A 15,826-nucleotide genomic window follows, 5' to 3' on the forward strand; every position below is an offset into this window, starting at 1 on the left:
GGCGCCTTGGTCTTCAAGTCGGGGAACTCGGCGGCGACCTTCAGGTCGACGGGGAGCACGAACTCCACGCCGCGCTCGTCGGCCCGCTTGAGGTACTCCCGCACCACGGGGATCTGGTCCTCCTGGAGCAGCGAGGAACCGACCTCGTGGCCCTGGGCCTTGAGGAAGGTGAAGGCCATGCCGCCGCCGATGAGGATGCGGTCGGCCTTCTCCAGCAGGTGGTCGATGACGCCGAGCTTGTCGGAGACCTTGGCGCCGCCGAGCACGACCACATAGGGCCGCTCGACGTTCTCGGTGAGCTTCTTGAGGACGCCGACCTCGGTGGCGATGAGGCCGCCCGCGGCGTGCGGGAGGCGCGCCGGGAGGTCGTAGACGGAGGCGTGCTTGCGGTGCACGGCGCCGAAGCCGTCTCCGACGTAGAGGTCCGCGAGGGCGGCGAGCCGGTCGGCGAAGGCGCCGCGCTCCGCGTCGTCCTTGGCGGTCTCGCCGGGGTTGAAGCGCAGGTTCTCCAGGACGGCGACCTGGCCGTCCGCCAGGCCCGCGACGACCGCCCGGGCGGACTCGCCGACCGTGTCGGTCGCGAACTCCGTGTGGATGCCGTGCTGCCCCAGGAGTTCACCGAGGCGGGCGGCGGCGGGCGCGAGGGAGAAGGCGGGGTCCGGGGCGCCCTTGGGGCGGCCGAGGTGCGAGGCGACGATCACGCGCGCGCCGGCCTCGGCGAGGCGCACGACCGTCGGCAGGACGGCCCGGATGCGGCCGTCGTCGGTGATGGTGGTGCCGGACAGGGGCACGTTCAGGTCGGCGCGTACGAAGACGCGCTTGCCGCGTACGCCGTCGCCGTCCGCCAGAAGTTCATCGATCGTCTTCATGAGTTTCCGTGACTCCTCAGGGCTGCCGACAGGCCACAGGGCCCGTACGCCGCGACGATGCGCGGGCCGGGCCCTGGGCTCATGCCGTACGGATCAGAGCTGGTCGCCGACGAAGACCGTGAGGTCGACAAGGCGGTTGGAGTAACCCCACTCATTGTCGTACCAGCCGATGATCTTCACGCTCTTGCCCTGGACCATGGTCAGGGAGGAGTCGAACGTGCAGGACGCCGGCCAGTTGACGATGTCCGAGGAGACGATCGGGTCCTCGGTGTACGAGAGCAGGCCCTTGAGCTGGCCCTCGGCGGCCTTCTGGAAGGCGGCGTTGACCTCTTCCTTGGTCACCTCGCGCTCGACCTCGACCACGAGGTCGGTGACGGAGCCCGTGGGCACCGGCACGCGCATCGCGATGCCGTCGAGCTTGCCCGCCAGCTCCGGGATGACCAGCGCGGTGGCCTTCGCGGCGCCCGTGGTGGTCGGGATGATGTTCTCGGCCGCGGCGCGGGCGCGACGCAGGTCCTTGTGCGGGAAGTCCAGGATGCGCTGGTCGTTCGTGTACGCGTGCACCGTCGTCATCAGGCCCTTGACGATGCCGAAGTTCTCCAGGAGGACCTTGGCCATCGGCGCCACGCAGTTGGTGGTACACGACGCGTTGGAGATGACGTTGTGCTTCGCCGGGTCGTACTTGTCCTGGTTGACGCCCATCACGATCGTGATGTCCTCGTCCTTGGCCGGAGCCGAGATGAGGACCTTCTTGGCGCCGCCCGCGATGTGCTTCTCGGCGTCGGCCTTCTTCGTGAAGATGCCGGTCGACTCGATGACGATGTCGACGCCCAGCTCGCCCCACGGGATGTCGGCGGGGTTGCGCTCGGAAAGGACCTTGATGACGTGCCCGTCGACGGTGATGGTGTCGGCGGTGTGGCTGACCTCGGCCTTGAGGCGGCCCAGGATCGTGTCGTACTTGAGCAGGTGCGCCGTGGTCGCGGTGTCACCCAGGTCGTTGACAGCCACGATCTCGATGTCCGCACCCTGCTCCAGCAACGCGCGGAAGTAGTTACGCCCGATGCGGCCAAAGCCGTTGATGCCTACGCGGATCGTCACGAACCGATCTCCTCGTTGGTACGCCGTGCGTCCGACGCCCGGCGAGCTGTATGGGATGTCCCCGACCGTCTACGACCCTACCGCCCCCGGGCGGCGGCCGTGACATCAGAGGGCCCCTCGACGCCGGCCGGCCGCGAGGCGCTCACCTGGGCGGGCAACCGGTCGGATGTGCCGGGTCCCGCCAGGGTCCTTGCGGGACGCCTGAGGGCGCCGCGAGCGGGGCCGCACACCTGCGCCGGGTGGCGTCCCGGACGGGCCGGGGCCCGCGCCGGGCCCCTTCCGACGGGGTCCGGGGCGCGGGCCCCGTGCGGTGCGCGACGCCCGGGTCAGACCGCCAGTCCGTCCGCCAGCTCCTCGCTCAGACCGGAATCCGTGCCCGGGATGCCCAGGTCCTGGGCCCGCTTGTCGGCCATGGCGAGCAGACGCCTGATCCGGCCCGCGACCGCGTCCTTGGTCAGCGGTGGGTCCGCGAGCGCGCCCAGCTCCTCCAGGGACGCCTGCTTGTGCTCCATGCGCAGGCGGCCCGCCGCCGCGAGGTGCTCGGGCACCTCGTCTGCGAGGATCTCCAGCGCGCGCTGCACCCGGGCGCCCGCCGCGACGGCGGCCCGCGCGGAGCGGCGCAGGTTCGCGTCGTCGAAGTTCGCCAGGCGGTTCGCCGTCGCGCGGACCTCGCGGCGCATCCGCCGCTCCTCCCACGCGAGCACCGACTCGTGCGCCCCGAGGCGCGTCAGCAGCGCGCCGATCGCGTCACCGTCGCGTACGACCACCCGGTCGACGCCCCGTACTTCGCGGGCCTTCGCGGGGATCTGGAGCCGGCGTGCCGCGCCGACCAGGGCGAGGGCGGCCTCGGGGCCCGGGCAGGTGACCTCCAGCGAGGAGGACCGGCCCGGCTCCGTCAGCGAGCCGTGGGCGAGGAAGGCGCCGCGCCACGCGGCCTCCGCGTCGCACGTCGCCCCCGAGACGACCTGCGGCGGCAGGCCGCGGATGGGCCGGCCGCGACCGTCCACCAGGCCCGTCTGCCGGGCGAGCTGATCGCCGCCCGTGATCACCCGTACGACGTAACGGCTGCCGCGCCGCAGCCCGCCAGGCGCCATCACGACCAGCTCGGAGTTGTGCCCGAAGATCTCCAGGATGTCCTTGCGCAGGCGCCGCGCCGCGATGCTCGTGTCGAGCTCCGCCTCGATCACGATGCGGCCGCTGACCAGATGCAGCCCGCCGGCGAACCGGAGGATCGCGGAGACCTCGGCCTTCCTGCAGCACGTCCGGGTGACCGGTAGCCGGGCGATCTCGTCCTTCACCGCTGGCGTCATCGCCATGGGCCGATCCTTCCATGCATGCGAAAAATACGGTCGTACGCGGCGGCGAGCAGCTCCGGGTCGTGCTTCGCGGAGCTGTCGCGGGTGGCGACCGGCGCCAGCTCGACGGCGGCACCGAAGCGCTTGGCGGCATCGGCGAGGGAGTCGCTGTCGGGCACGGCGGCCCGGTCGGCCAGCACCACGTCCAGGGCGAGTTTAGGGGCGTGTCGCGCCAAAACCTCCAAATGACGCTGCGGTGAGAACCCCTCGGTTTCGCCGGGCTGGGGGGCGAGGTTCAGCGAGAGGACCCGGCGCGCCCTGGTCTCGATCAGGGCCGTGAGCAGCTCGGGAACGAGCAGGTGGGGTATGACCGAGGAGAACCACGATCCGGGGCCGAGAACCACCCAGTCGGCGTCCATGACGGCCTGTACGGCCTCCGGCACGGCCGGCGGGTCGGGCGGCACGAGGTGGACGGACTGGACCTCGCCGCGGGTCAGCGCGACCGTCGCCTGGCCGCGCACCGTCTCGATCTCGTCCGGGCGCGCCGGGTCGTGGCCGCGCACGAGCGCCTGGAGCTCCAGCGGCACCGCGGACATCGGCAGGACGCGGCCGTGCGCGCCGAGCAGCTTGCCGACGAGGTCGAGCGCCTTGACGTGGTCGCCGAGCTGTTCCCAGAGGGCGACGATCAGCAGGTTCCCCACGGCGTGGTCGTGCAGGTCGCCCTGGGACTCGAAGCGGTGCTGGATGACGTGGGACCAGGTCTGGCCCCACTCGTCGTCGCCGCACAGCGCGGCGAGCGCCTTGCGCAGGTCGCCCGGCGGCAGCACGCCGAGTTCCTCGCGCAGCCGGCCGCTGGAGCCGCCGTCGTCCGCGACGGTGACGACGGCCGTGAGGTCGCCGGTGATCCTGCGCAGCGAGGTGAGCGACGCGGACAGGCCGTGCCCGCCGCCGAGGGCGACGACCTTGGGCTGCGCGCCGCGCCCCCGCGCGGAGAGCACGGGGTTGCCGGTGCGCAGCCTGCGGAGTCTGAACGTACGGCCGGTCACTCGCGCCCCAGGTCGCGGTGGACGGTGACCGTCTCGATGCCCGCGTCGGCGAGGCGCGCGGCGAGGCGCTCGGACATGGCCACCGAGCGGTGCTTGCCGCCCGTGCAGCCGATGGCGATGGTCACGTAGCGCTTGCCCTCTCGGCGGTAGCCGGAGGCGACCAGCTCAAGGAGCTCGGTGTAGCGGTCCAGGAACTCCTTCGCGCCTGGCTGGTTGAAGACGTAGCCCGATACCTCCTCGTTGAGCCCCGTGTACGGGCGCAGCTCGGGCACCCAGTGCGGGTTGGGCAGGAACCGGCAGTCCGCGACGAGGTCGGCGTCCACGGGGAGGCCGTACTTGTAGCCGAACGACATGACCGTGGCCCGCAGTTCGGGCTCCTCCTCGCCGGCGAACCCGGCGTCGAGCTTGGCGCGCAGCTCGTGCACGTTGAGGCTGGAGGTGTCGATCACCAGGTCGGCGTCGCCGCGCAGTTCGCGCAGCAGGTCGCGCTCGGCGACGATCCCGTCGAGCGTCCGGCCGTCGCCCTGGAGCGGGTGCGGGCGCCGTACGGACTCGAAGCGGCGCACCAGCGCCTCGTCGGAGGACTCCAGGAAGACGATCCTGCGGGTGACGCCCTTGGCCTCCAGGTCGGCGAGCGACTCGCGCAGATTGTCGAAGAAGCGCCGGCCGCGCACGTCGACGACGACGGCGATCCGCGCCACGTTGCCCTGCGAGCGGGCGCCGAGCTCGACCATCGTCGGGATCAGCGCGGGCGGGAGGTTGTCCACGACGAACCAGCCGAGGTCCTCCAGGCACTTGGCGGCGGTGCTGCGGCCCGCCCCCGACATGCCGGAGATGATCACCAGTTCGGGGATGCCGGGCTCGTGGCCGGCCGGTTCGGACGGGACGCTCTCGCCGCCCCCGCCGCTCGTGTGCGTGCCGCCCGTACTCATCTGCCGCGCTCCGTCCCGGTGGTGCTCGCTGTGCCGGTCGTCCTCAGTCATGCCCGCTGCCCCCGCTGTCCCCGTTGTCCCGGTTATCCCGGTCGTCCCGGTCGTCTTCGATGATCTCTCCTGTGGCCGTGTTCACGGCGGGTGCGGCCGGGGCCGCCCCGGCGAGGGCCACCACCACGGACTCGGCCGTCTTGCGGCCGAACCCGGGCACCTCGCAGATCTGCTCGATTGTGGCCTGCCGGAGCCTTTTCACCGAGCCGAAATGCTTGACGAGCAGCTGTTTCCTCGCCTCCCCCAGGCCGGGGACGTCGTCCAGCGGGCCCGACCTGATGCGCTTGGCCCGCTTGGCGCGCTGGTAGGTGATGGCGAAGCGGTGCGCCTCGTCGCGCACCCGCTGGAGCAGGTACAGGCCCTCGCTGGAGCGCGGCAGGACGACCGGGTCGTCGTCGTCCGGCAGCCACACCTCTTCGAGGCGCTTGGCGAGGCCGCAGACGGCGACGTCGTCGATGCCCAGCTCGTCCAGGGCCCGCTTGGCCGCCGCGACCTGCGGCTGCCCGCCGTCCACGACGAGGAGCTGGGGCGGGTAGGCGAACCGCCTGGGGCGCCCGTCGTCGTCCTTGAGGCCCGCGCCGCCGTCCGCGGCGGGGCCCGCGCCTGCGTCCCGGGCAGGTCCCGCGTCCGTGGCGGGGCCCGTGCCCGCGGGTGCCATGGTGCGCGTGGACTCCGCGCGCACCATCACGCGCTCCGGCCGCGCGCGGGCGGCGCCGTCCGCGCTCCCGGCCTCCTGCTGGTCCCGCGCGCCGGCCGCCTCGCCGTCGCCGGGCTCCGGCGCCTCCTCCCGGCCCTCGGGCCACTCGCCCGTGCGCTCCTTCTCCTGGAGGTAGCGGCGGAAGCGGCGGCTGATCACCTCGTGCATGGACCTGACGTCGTCCTGGCCGGCGAAGGTCTTGATCTGGAACCTGCGGTACTCGCTCTTGCGGGCGAGGCCGTCCTCGAAGACGACCATGGAGGCCACCACGTCGTCGCCCTGGAAGTGCGAGATGTCGAAGCACTCGATCCGCAGGGGCGCGCTGTCGAGGCCGAGCGCCGCCGCGATCTCCTCCAGGGCTCGCGAGCGGGTGGTCAGGTCGCTGGCGCGCTTGGTCTTGTGCAGGCCGAGGGCCTGCTGCGCGTTGCGCGCGACCGTCTCCATCAGGTCCTTCTTGTCACCGCGCTGCGGGATGCGCAGGGACACGTGCGCACCGCGCCGGTCGCTGAGCCACTGCGTGACGGCGGCGGTGGCCGCCTCGTCGTCGCCGGGCAGCGCGGGGACCAGGACCTCCTTGGGCACGGCGTCGCCGCGCTCCTCGCCGTAGAGCTGCTGGAGCGCGTGCTCGACCAGTTCGCCGGTGCCGACCGCCTCGACCTTGTCCGTGACCCAGCCGCGCTGTCCGCGCACGCGGCCGCCGCGCACGTGGAAGATCTGCACGGCCGCCTCCAGCTCGTCCTCGGCGACGGCGATGAGGTCCGCGTCGGTGGCGTCGGCGAGCACCACCGCGTTCTTCTCCATGGCCCGCCGCAGCGCGCCTATGTCGTCGCGCAGGCGCGCGGCGCGCTCGTACTCCATCTCCTCGGCGGCCTCCGCCATCCGCCGCTCCAGGCGGCGCAGGTACGCGCCGGTCCTGCCCGCCATGAAGTCGCAGAACTCGTCGGCGAGTTCGCGGTGCTCCTCGGGGGTGACCCGGCCCACGCACGGCGCCGAGCACTTGCCGATGTACCCGAGGAGGCAGGGGCGTCCTGTGCGCTCCGCGTTCTTGAACACCCCGGCGGAGCAGGTCCGTACGGGGAAGACGCGCAGCATCAGGTCGACGGTCTCGCGGATCGCCCACGCGTGGCCGTAGGGACCGAAGTAGCGCACGCCCTTCCGCTTGGCGCCGCGCATCACCTGGACGCGCGGGAACTTCTCGTTCAGCGTGACCGCGAGGTACGGATAGGACTTGTCGTCGCGGTACTTGACGTTGAACCGGGGGTCGAACTCCTTGATCCAGGAGTATTCGAGCTGGAGCGCCTCGACCTCGGTGGACACGACCGTCCACTCCACGGAGGCGGCCGTGGTGACCATCGTGCGCGTGCGCGGATGGAGCCCCGACAGGTCCTGGAAGTAGTTGGCGAGACGCTGCCGCAGGCTCTTCGCCTTGCCCACGTAGATCACCCGGCGGTGGTCGTCGCGGAACTTGTAGACCCCCGGCGAGTCGGGGATCTCTCCCGGCTTGGGGCGGTAGCTGGAGGGGTCGGCCATACGGCCACCCTACTGGCGGGGACGGACAGTCAGCGTTGCGGCGGGAGGGTCGCCGGGCGGGTCGCGGTGGAGCTCCGGCCGCCGCGCGGGGACCGGCCCTCAGGCGCCGGCGGACGCTCCGGTGGACGCCTTCCCCGCCGCCGTGTCCGGGCCCGCGACGAGCCTGCCGCCCTCGGCCCTGACCGGCACGGGCGGCAGCGGCGCCTGCGCGGGTCCCTGGACGACCTTGCCCGTGGTGACGTCGAAGCGGCTGCCGTGGCAGGGACACTCGCCGGTCGTCCCGACGATCTCGGTGAGCACGCATCCCTGGTGGGTGCAGACGGCGCTGAAGCCCTTGTAGCTGCCCTTGGCGGGGCAGTACACGACGACCTTGTCGTCGCGGTAGAGCCGCGCGCCGCCGACCGGTACGGCGCCGGGCGACCCGAGATCGACGGGCGCCGTCGGGGTGGGGCTCGCCGCCGCCTTCTTGCCGGGGCCGCAGGCGGCGGCGCCGAGGGCCGTGGCCCCGGCGAGCGCGGCGCCCTTGAGGAGCGCGCGGCGGTTGGCGAAGCGGGCGGACAGGCCGGGCATGGAGGCGCTCCACGGGTGACGGGGCGGACGGTACGGACGAGACGCTACCGGGACGGACCGGACGCCCCGGCACCGGCCCGGGCCGCCCGGCACAGGACGTCCGGGCCGGGGCGCGCCTCGCACCGGGCCCGGGCCGCCCCGGACCTCCCCGTGCGCCCGGGGCCGGCCGCACGGGCCGCTCCAGCCGCGCGCTCCACCGGCGCGCGCCGCCCGCCCGGCGCCTTCCGCCGCTACCAGCCGCGCTCGCGCCACTCCGGCAGGTGCGGCCGCTCGGCGCCGAGGGTCGTGTCGTTGCCGTGGCCCGGGTAGACCCAGGTCTCGTCGGGGAGCCGGCCGAAGAGCTTGGTCTCGACGTCGTTCAGGAGGCTCGCGAAGGCCACCGGGTCCTCGTTCGTGTTGCCGACGCCGCCGGGGAAGAGGCAGTCGCCGGTGAACAGGTGCGGGTGGCCGTGCGGGTCGTCGTAGACGAGGGCGATCGAGCCCGGCGTGTGGCCGACGATGTGGCGGGCGGTGAGCGTGATCTCACCGAACCCGATGGTGTCGCCGTCCTCGACCTCCACGTCGGTGGGCACGGGGATGTCCTCGGCGTCGTACCGCCCGGCGTAGGTGCGTGCTCCGGTCGCCTTCACGACCTCGGCGAGCGCGCCCCAGTGGTCGCCGTGCGAGTGGGTGGTGACGACGGCGGCGACGCCGTCCTCGCCGATGAGGCCGATCAGGGTGCCGGGGTCGGCCGCCGCGTCGATGAGCAGCTGAACACCGGTGGCCCGGCAGCGCAGCAGGTAGGCGTTGTTGTTCATGGGTCCGACCGCGACCTTCGAGATCATCAGGTCGGGCAGTTCGTGTACATCGGCAGGCCCGCCGACCTGCACCTCTCCGCTGTAGGTCATGGGCGCCACTGTACGGGGGCACGTGATCCGCGCCACCCGTTCGGGTGAATCCAGGGGTTGGGGTCCGAAGTCCCCCGTAAATCGAATGCGCGTGCTATAGGCTCGGGAAGGGCCGCGGAAGAGGCATCCTGGTATGCGCACCTCGCGCACACCCGCGCGGGGGCCTCCGCCGCGACGCCTCGTACCGATGCCTCCGCGACGGATGCGTCCGTCCAGGCGTGCGCCCCCGCAGCACCGTGCACACCACTGTGCACACCCGCAGATCCCGTAAGCAGTCCGTGTACAGCAAGTCCATGTACAGCAGTCCGTGTACAGCAAGTCCGTGTACAGCAGTCCATCGCTCTGGCGGCCCCCGGCATTCCGCTGAGGGGGCTCCGCCCCTGCATCCCCCATACGAAAGGTGCGGACCGGCGTGGCCGACCGTCTCATCGTCCGTGGCGCTCGCGAGCACAATCTCCGCAATGTCTCGCTGGACCTGCCCCGCGATTCACTCATCGTCTTCACCGGGCTCTCCGGATCGGGCAAGTCCTCGCTCGCGTTCGACACGATCTTCGCGGAGGGGCAGCGCCGCTACGTGGAGTCGCTGTCCTCGTACGCCCGGCAGTTCCTCGGACAGATGGACAAGCCGGACGTCGACTTCATCGAGGGCCTCTCCCCGGCCGTCTCGATCGACCAGAAGTCGACCTCGCGCAACCCGCGCTCGACGGTCGGCACCATCACCGAGGTCTACGACTACCTGCGCCTGCTGTTCGCGCGCATCGGCAAGCCGCACTGCCCCGAGTGCGGCCGGCCGATCACGCGGCAGTCGCCGCAGGCGATCGTGGACAAGGTGCTCGAGCTGCCGGAGGGCAGCAGGTTCCAGGTCCTCTCGCCGCTGGTGCGCGAGCGCAAGGGCGAGTTCGTGGACCTGTTCTCCGACCTCCAGACCAAGGGCTACAGCCGGGCCCGGGTCGACGGCGCCACGATCCAGCTGACCGACCCGCCGAAGCTGAAGAAGCAGGAGAAGCACACGATCGAGGTGGTCGTCGACCGCCTGACCGTCAAGGACTCCGCCAAGCGCCGGCTGACCGACTCCGTGGAGACCGCGCTCGGGCTGTCCGGCGGCATGGTCGTGCTCGACTTCGTCGACCTCCCCGAGGACGACCCCGAGCGCGAGCGGATGTACTCGGAGCACCTCTACTGCCCGTACGACGACCTCTCGTTCGAGGAGCTGGAGCCGCGTTCCTTCTCCTTCAACTCGCCCTTCGGCGCCTGCCCCGACTGCACCGGCATCGGCACGCGGATGGAGGTCGACGCGGAGCTGATCGTCCCCGACGAGGACAAGTCGCTGGACGAGGGCGCGATCCACCCGTGGTCGCACGGGCACACCCGGGAGTACTTCGGCCGGATGATCGGAGGTCTCGCGGACGCGCTGGGCTTCCGTACGGACATCCCCTGGGCGGGGCTGCCGCAGCGGGCCAAGAAGGCGCTGCTGTACGGCCACAAGACGCAGGTCGAGGTCCGCTACCGCAACCGGTACGGGCGCGAGCGCGCCTATGTGACGCCCTCCTTCGAGGGCGCCGTCTCGTATGTGAAGCGGCGCCACCAGGAGGCCGAGAGCGACTCCAGCAGGGAGCGCTTCGAGGGGTACATGCGCGAGGTGCCCTGCCCCACCTGCGAGGGCACGCGCCTGAAGCCGATCGTGCTCGCGGTGACGGTGATGGACAAGTCCATCGCCGAGGTCTCCGCGATGTCGATCAGCGACTGCGCGGAGTTCCTGGCGAAGCTCACGCTGAACGCGCGCGACAAGAAGATCGCCGAGCGGGTGCTCAAGGAGGTCAACGAGCGGCTGCGGTTCCTGGTCGACGTCGGCCTCGACTACCTGTCGCTGAACCGGGCGGCGGGCACGCTCTCCGGCGGCGAGGCGCAGCGCATCCGGCTGGCGACGCAGATCGGTTCCGGCCTGGTCGGTGTGTTGTACGTGCTGGACGAGCCGTCCATCGGCCTGCACCAGCGCGACAACCACCGGCTGATCGAGACGCTGGTGCGGCTGCGGGACATGGGCAACACCCTGATCGTGGTCGAGCACGACGAGGACACGATCAAGGTCGCGGACTGGATCGTGGACATCGGCCCCGGCGCGGGCGAGCACGGCGGCAAGGTCGTCCACTCGGGCCCGCTGAAGGAGCTGCTGGCCAACAAGGAGTCGCTGACCGGGCAGTACCTGGTGGGCAAGCGGTCCATCCCGACGCCGGACATCCGCAGGCCGGTCGACCCGGCGCGCCGGCTGACGGTGCACGGGGCGCGGGAGAACAACCTCCAGGACATCGACGTGTCGTTCCCGCTCGGGGTGCTCACGGCCGTCACCGGCGTCTCCGGGTCCGGGAAGTCGACCCTGGTCAACGACATCCTGTACACGCACCTGGCGCGGGAGCTGAACGGCGCGAAGTCGGTGCCCGGACGGCACACGCGCGTCGACGGCGACGACCTCGTCGACAAGGTCGTGCATGTCGACCAGTCCCCGATCGGACGGACGCCCCGGTCCAACCCGGCGACGTACACGGGCGTGTTCGACCACGTCCGCAAGCTGTTCGCGGAGACGACCGAGGCGAAGGTGCGCGGGTACCTCCAGGGACGCTTCTCGTTCAATGTGAAGGGCGGCCGCTGCGAGAACTGCGCGGGCGACGGCACCATCAAGATCGAGATGAACTTCCTGCCGGACGTGTACGTGCCCTGCGAGGTGTGCCACGGCGCCCGGTACAACCGGGAGACGCTGGAGGTCCACTACAAGGGCAAGAACATCGCCGAGGTGCTGGACATGCCGATCGAGGAGGCGCTGGACTTCTTCGGGGCCGTGCCCACGATCTCGCGCCACCTGAAGACGCTCAACGAGGTGGGTCTCGGCTATGTCCGGCTCGGCCAGCCGGCGCCGACGCTCTCGGGCGGCGAGGCCCAGCGCGTCAAGCTCTCCAGCGAACTCCAGAAGCGGTCCACCGGCCGCACGGTCTACGTTCTGGACGAGCCGACGACAGGTCTGCACTTCGAGGACATCAGCAAGCTGATCTCGGTGCTGTCCGGTCTGGTCGACAAGGGCAACACGGTGATCGTGATCGAGCACAACCTGGACGTCGTGAAGACGGCGGACTGGGTGGTCGACATGGGGCCCGAGGGCGGCAACGGCGGCGGTCTGGTGGTCGCGGAGGGCACCCCGGAGCAGATCGCGGGCGTGGCCACCAGCCACACCGGCAAGTTCCTGCGGGACATCCTCGACACGGAGCGCGTCAGCGAGGCGGCCATGCCGGGGAAGAAGGCGCCCGTCCGCAAGGCGGGGGCCAGGAAGACGACGGCGAAGAAGACGGTGGCGAAGGCCGCCGCGAAGAAGGCCGGTATCCAGCAGACCGCCGAGAAGAAGGCGGCGGCCACGACGAGGTCCCGGACACCGCGCGCGAAGTAGCGCGGGGCGGCCGGGAGCCGCGCGAGGGGTCGCGGATCAAATCGCGTGCGGCAGCGGTCCGTGACCCGGCAAGATCCCCGTCATGGCGACGAGCGGGCGGGCACAGGACGGGCACGGCGGCAGCGGCGGGGGCGGCGTCGGCGTGGTGGCGGACGACGGCGTCCGGCTGTGGGCCGTCCGCGAGACGGACGGCCCGGCCGCGCCGGTGATCCTGTGCCACGGCGGCCCCGGCCTCTGGGACACCCTCCAGGCACCGGCCGCGCGCCTCGGGGCGCGGCCGGTGGTGCGCTGGGACCAGCGGGGCTGCGGCCGTTCACAGCGCCGGGGCCCGTACACGGTGGCCCGGTCGGTGGCCGACCTCGACGCCGTACGGCGCGGGTTCGGACTGGAGCGGACCGTGTTGGTCGGTCACTCGTGGGGCGCGCAGCTCGCCCTGTTCTACGCGCTGGCGCACCCGGACCGGGTGAGTGCGCTGGTGTACGTGGCCGGGGTCGGCGTGGACGCCGAAGCGGCCTGGCACCCCGGCTACGAGGCAGGGCTCCGCCGGGCGCTCGGCCCGCGCCTGGCGCGCTGGCGGGAGCTGCGCGACCGGCCGGCGGCCCAGCTGACCCGGGCCGAGGAGCGCGAGATGTGCGTACTCCAGTGGTCGGCGGACTTCCCGGGCCCGGACGCCCTGGCGTCGGCCGAGGCCATGGCGACGCCGTGGTTCGGCGTCAACCAGGAGTGCAACAGGACCCTCAACGGGGAGGCCAGGTCGCTGGTCGCCTCGGGCGGACCGCTGGAGCGCTGCGCGGCGCTCACGGTCCCGGTCCTGATCGTGGACGGCGCCCGGGACATCCGCCCGCGCTCGGCGGTCGACTCCCTGGAGCGCGCGCTCCCCCACGTCACGAGGACCGTTCTGCCGGAAGGGGGCCACCTGCCGTGGACGGAGGACCCGGAGGGTTTCGCGGCAGCGGTCGGCGCGTTCCTGGACGGCGTCGCGGCCGTCTAGGCGGCCGCTGTGCCGGGCGATGGGCGAGGACGGGCCGGATGTCGGCGGAGCCGCGCCCGGCCGGTCGCAGGCCAGGACGGACCGGATATCGGCGGAGCCGCGCCCTGCCGGACGGTGGGCCAGGAGCTGGCCGAGTCACTCGCCGGCCAGCTCCGAGGCGTACGGCGGGTCCGCGCCCGGCCGCGAGCAGGTCACCGCCGCGGCCCTGGCGGCGAGGGAGAGCACCTCGCGCCAGCCGCGCTCGCCCAGGCCGCCGAGTGCCCGCGGTGTCAGGGCGTCGTGCGCGGCGAGCCCGTGCAGCAGCGCCGCGTTGACCGTGTCGCCCGCGCCGATCGTGTCCGCGACCTCGACGGGCACCGACGGCACCGACACCTCGCCGCCCGCCGCCGTGAAGGCGCTGAGCCCGCCCCCGCCCCGGGTGAGCACCACCGCGGCGGGTCCGCTCCCGAGCCAGTCGCCGGGGGTGCCGCCGAGCCACTGAGCGTCCTGCTCGGACAGCTTCAGCAGGGACACCGACGGCAGCCAGGACCGGAACCGGGCCCGGTACGCCGCCGCGTCCGGGACGAGGCCCGCCCGGATGTTCGGATCGAGCAGGGTGAGGACGCCCCGGGCCGCCTCGCGGCGCAGCAGCGCCTCGTACGCGGTGGCGCCGGGTTCGAGGACGAGGGAACACGTACCGAACGCGATCGCCCGTACGGACGGCGGCAGGGCGGGCGGGACCTCGAAGAGGCGGTCGGCGCTGCCCTCCGCGTAGAAGCCGAATCCGGCGGAACCGTCCTCGGACAGCGTCGCCACGGCGAGCGTCGTGGGTTCGGGTCCGCGCTGCACGAACGCCATCTCGACGCCCGCCTCGCGCAGCCCCTCGACGAGGGACTCCCCGAACACGTCCGTGGAGATCCGGGAGCAGAAGGCGGTGCGCTCACCGAGGCGGCCGAGGGCGACGGCCGTGTTGTACGGGCCGCCGCCGCGCCTGGGCGTCAGGGGCGCGAGGGGGCCGCCCGCGCGGTCGGCGGGGACCAGGTCGATCAGGGACTCTCCGGCGACGACGATCACGGCCCGACCGTAGCCCACGGGCCGTGGTTGCCGCACGGGTGCCGCGGGCGGCCCGGCGCGGGCCCGTCAGCGGGTCCGGCGCATCCGCTGGCCGACCTCTCCGCCGTCGGTCTCCCACCAGGGGCGCACCCGTTCGGACTCCGCGGACGCGGCCGGGGCGGAGTCCGCGGACGCCGCTCCGGACGCCGCGACGACAGCGCCCGCCGTGGCCGGGACGACGGGAGTCAGCTCCGCGTCGAGCCGGGCGTCGAGTTCCGCGGTGCGGTCCCGCTCGCTGTGCCACCACTGGAAGAACACCGCGATGAGGAACGGCAGGGCGACGAGTTCCGCGAGCGTCAGCATCAGGCCGCCGCCGAGCATCTGGTCGAACTGGAGCGTGGGGCCCCAGGTCCGGGGGTGCGCCTTGTACCAGGGTCCGGCGATCAGGGCCCCGCTCGTCATCACGACGATGCCGGGGATCGAGTCGAAGAGCCCGTCGAAGAACACCAGCGCGGCCCTGACCGGGTGCGTGCACCAGCGGGGCAGCAGCTCCTGCCCGGTCAGCATCGGCAGGACGAACAGGCAGCCGGTGAGCAGCAGTTGCGCGTGCATCAGCTGCCGCACCGGATCGTTGTGCAGGGCCGTGGGGAAGTACGGCGTGAAGTAGATGGTCAGCTCCGACACCAGCACGAACAACGAGCTGACGAGCGGGAACGTCAGCAGCCGCACGGGCCGCGAGGTCATCACGCGGCGCAGCCCGCCGTCCGGGGACGCGAGGCCCAGCGGATCGCCGAGGGCGAGGCCGAGCGGCGCGAGCAGGTCGAGCAGGATGTTCTGCACGGCGGCCGGCCAGAAGAGCACCCGGTCGTAGACGGCGAGCGAGGACATGGTGGCGACGACGATCATGCCGAGGCCGAGCACCGCGAACGACGCGGCCCGCAGCACCGACCAGCCCTGGCCGGACCGGACGCGCCGCGTGACGCCGTACGCGTAGAGGCCGCCGAGCAGGACCACGGCGACCAGCGCCGCCGGGTCGAGCGTCCAGGACGTGAAGCCCCGGCTCAACGTCAGTTCCGGCAGCACGCCGCACCTTCCTTCGGGTACCGGTCTCGCCCACCGGGTCGGTGCCGCCCGGTGCCGGCCGGGTTCCGACATGCGCCCGGCCGTCGGTATTCGCCCATCACGCTAGACCGCGGGGTAATTCGCTCGTACGTCGGGTCGGCCGTCGCTAGCGTCGCCGCCATGCCGACACCACGCCGCCCACGCCCGGCCGGGGGGGCCCCCCCCCCCCCCCCCCCGGGGGGGCCGCGCCCCCCCCCCCGGGGCGGCGCCCCCCCCGCCCCCCCCCCCCCCCCCGGGGGGGGGGCCCCCCCCGGGCGCCCCCGGCGCGGGGAG

Annotated in this window: 12 protein-coding genes; 2 read left to right on the top strand and 10 right to left on the bottom strand. The window is 72.6% G+C overall.

Annotated features, from left to right (window positions below):
• The 8 genes from LCE31_RS23355 to LCE31_RS23390 all read right to left on the bottom strand — a co-directional run.
• A partial coding sequence (locus tag LCE31_RS23355; protein WP_225017229.1) for a phosphoglycerate kinase occupies positions 1-869 on the bottom strand: 869 nt, incomplete at its 3' end.
• Positions 870-962: 93 nt separating this feature from the next.
• Positions 963-1,967, bottom strand: a complete 1,005-nt coding sequence (gap, locus tag LCE31_RS23360; RefSeq protein WP_225017231.1) for a type I glyceraldehyde-3-phosphate dehydrogenase — start codon at positions 1,965-1,967, stop codon at positions 963-965.
• A gap of 326 nt (positions 1,968-2,293) precedes the next feature.
• Positions 2,294-3,283 carry a DNA-binding protein WhiA gene (gene whiA / locus LCE31_RS23365; protein ID WP_225017232.1) on the bottom strand — a complete coding sequence of 330 codons (990 nt, stop codon included), beginning with the start codon at positions 3,281-3,283 and terminating at the stop codon, positions 2,294-2,296.
• Positions 3,274-4,308, bottom strand: a complete 1,035-nt coding sequence (locus LCE31_RS23370; RefSeq protein WP_225017233.1) for a gluconeogenesis factor YvcK family protein — start codon at positions 4,306-4,308, stop codon at positions 3,274-3,276. Before LCE31_RS23370 ends, whiA begins: the two co-directional genes overlap by 10 nt.
• Positions 4,305-5,291: an RNase adapter RapZ gene (rapZ, locus tag LCE31_RS23375; RefSeq protein ID WP_225017234.1), complete on the bottom strand. Its 987-nt coding sequence runs from the start codon at positions 5,289-5,291 to the stop codon at positions 4,305-4,307. The genes LCE31_RS23370 and rapZ overlap by 4 nt, the downstream gene beginning before the upstream one ends.
• Positions 5,284-7,518 carry an excinuclease ABC subunit UvrC gene (gene uvrC, locus LCE31_RS23380; RefSeq protein WP_225017235.1) on the bottom strand — a complete coding sequence of 745 codons (2,235 nt, stop codon included), beginning with the start codon at positions 7,516-7,518 and terminating at the stop codon, positions 5,284-5,286. The genes rapZ and uvrC overlap by 8 nt, the downstream gene beginning before the upstream one ends.
• A gap of 99 nt (positions 7,519-7,617) precedes the next feature.
• Positions 7,618-8,088, bottom strand: a complete 471-nt coding sequence (locus tag LCE31_RS23385) for a Rieske (2Fe-2S) protein (protein WP_225017236.1) — start codon at positions 8,086-8,088, stop codon at positions 7,618-7,620.
• 230 nt (positions 8,089-8,318) lie between these two features.
• Positions 8,319-8,975 carry an MBL fold metallo-hydrolase gene (locus tag LCE31_RS23390; RefSeq protein ID WP_225017238.1) on the bottom strand — a complete coding sequence of 219 codons (657 nt, stop codon included), beginning with the start codon at positions 8,973-8,975 and terminating at the stop codon, positions 8,319-8,321.
• Positions 8,976-9,387: 412 nt separating this feature from the next.
• Here LCE31_RS23390 and uvrA point away from each other — a divergent pair, with 412 nt between their 5' ends.
• Both uvrA and LCE31_RS23400 read left to right on the top strand, forming a co-directional pair.
• On the top strand, positions 9,388-12,408 hold the full coding sequence (uvrA, locus tag LCE31_RS23395) for an excinuclease ABC subunit UvrA (RefSeq protein WP_225017240.1): 3,021 nt from the start codon (positions 9,388-9,390) through the stop codon (positions 12,406-12,408).
• A gap of 82 nt (positions 12,409-12,490) precedes the next feature.
• On the top strand, positions 12,491-13,399 hold the full coding sequence (locus tag LCE31_RS23400; RefSeq protein WP_225017242.1) for an alpha/beta fold hydrolase: 909 nt from the start codon (positions 12,491-12,493) through the stop codon (positions 13,397-13,399).
• A 135-nt stretch (positions 13,400-13,534) separates the two neighbouring features.
• On the opposite strand, the gene LCE31_RS23405 is transcribed toward LCE31_RS23400, so the two are convergent.
• Together LCE31_RS23405 and LCE31_RS23410 are read right to left on the bottom strand one after the other, a co-directional pair.
• Positions 13,535-14,452 (bottom strand): carbohydrate kinase family protein, encoded by a 918-nt coding sequence (locus LCE31_RS23405; protein WP_225017244.1) that lies wholly within the window; start codon positions 14,450-14,452, stop codon positions 13,535-13,537.
• A gap of 66 nt (positions 14,453-14,518) precedes the next feature.
• Entirely contained in the window at positions 14,519-15,514 is a 996-nt protein-coding gene (locus LCE31_RS23410) for a cytochrome c oxidase assembly protein (protein ID WP_225017246.1), read from the bottom strand.
• Positions 15,515-15,826 lie beyond the last annotated feature (312 nt).

It is taken from the genome of Streptomyces sp. 8L (assembly GCF_020176795.1).
Classification (GTDB): domain Bacteria; phylum Actinomycetota; class Actinomycetes; order Streptomycetales; family Streptomycetaceae; genus Streptomyces.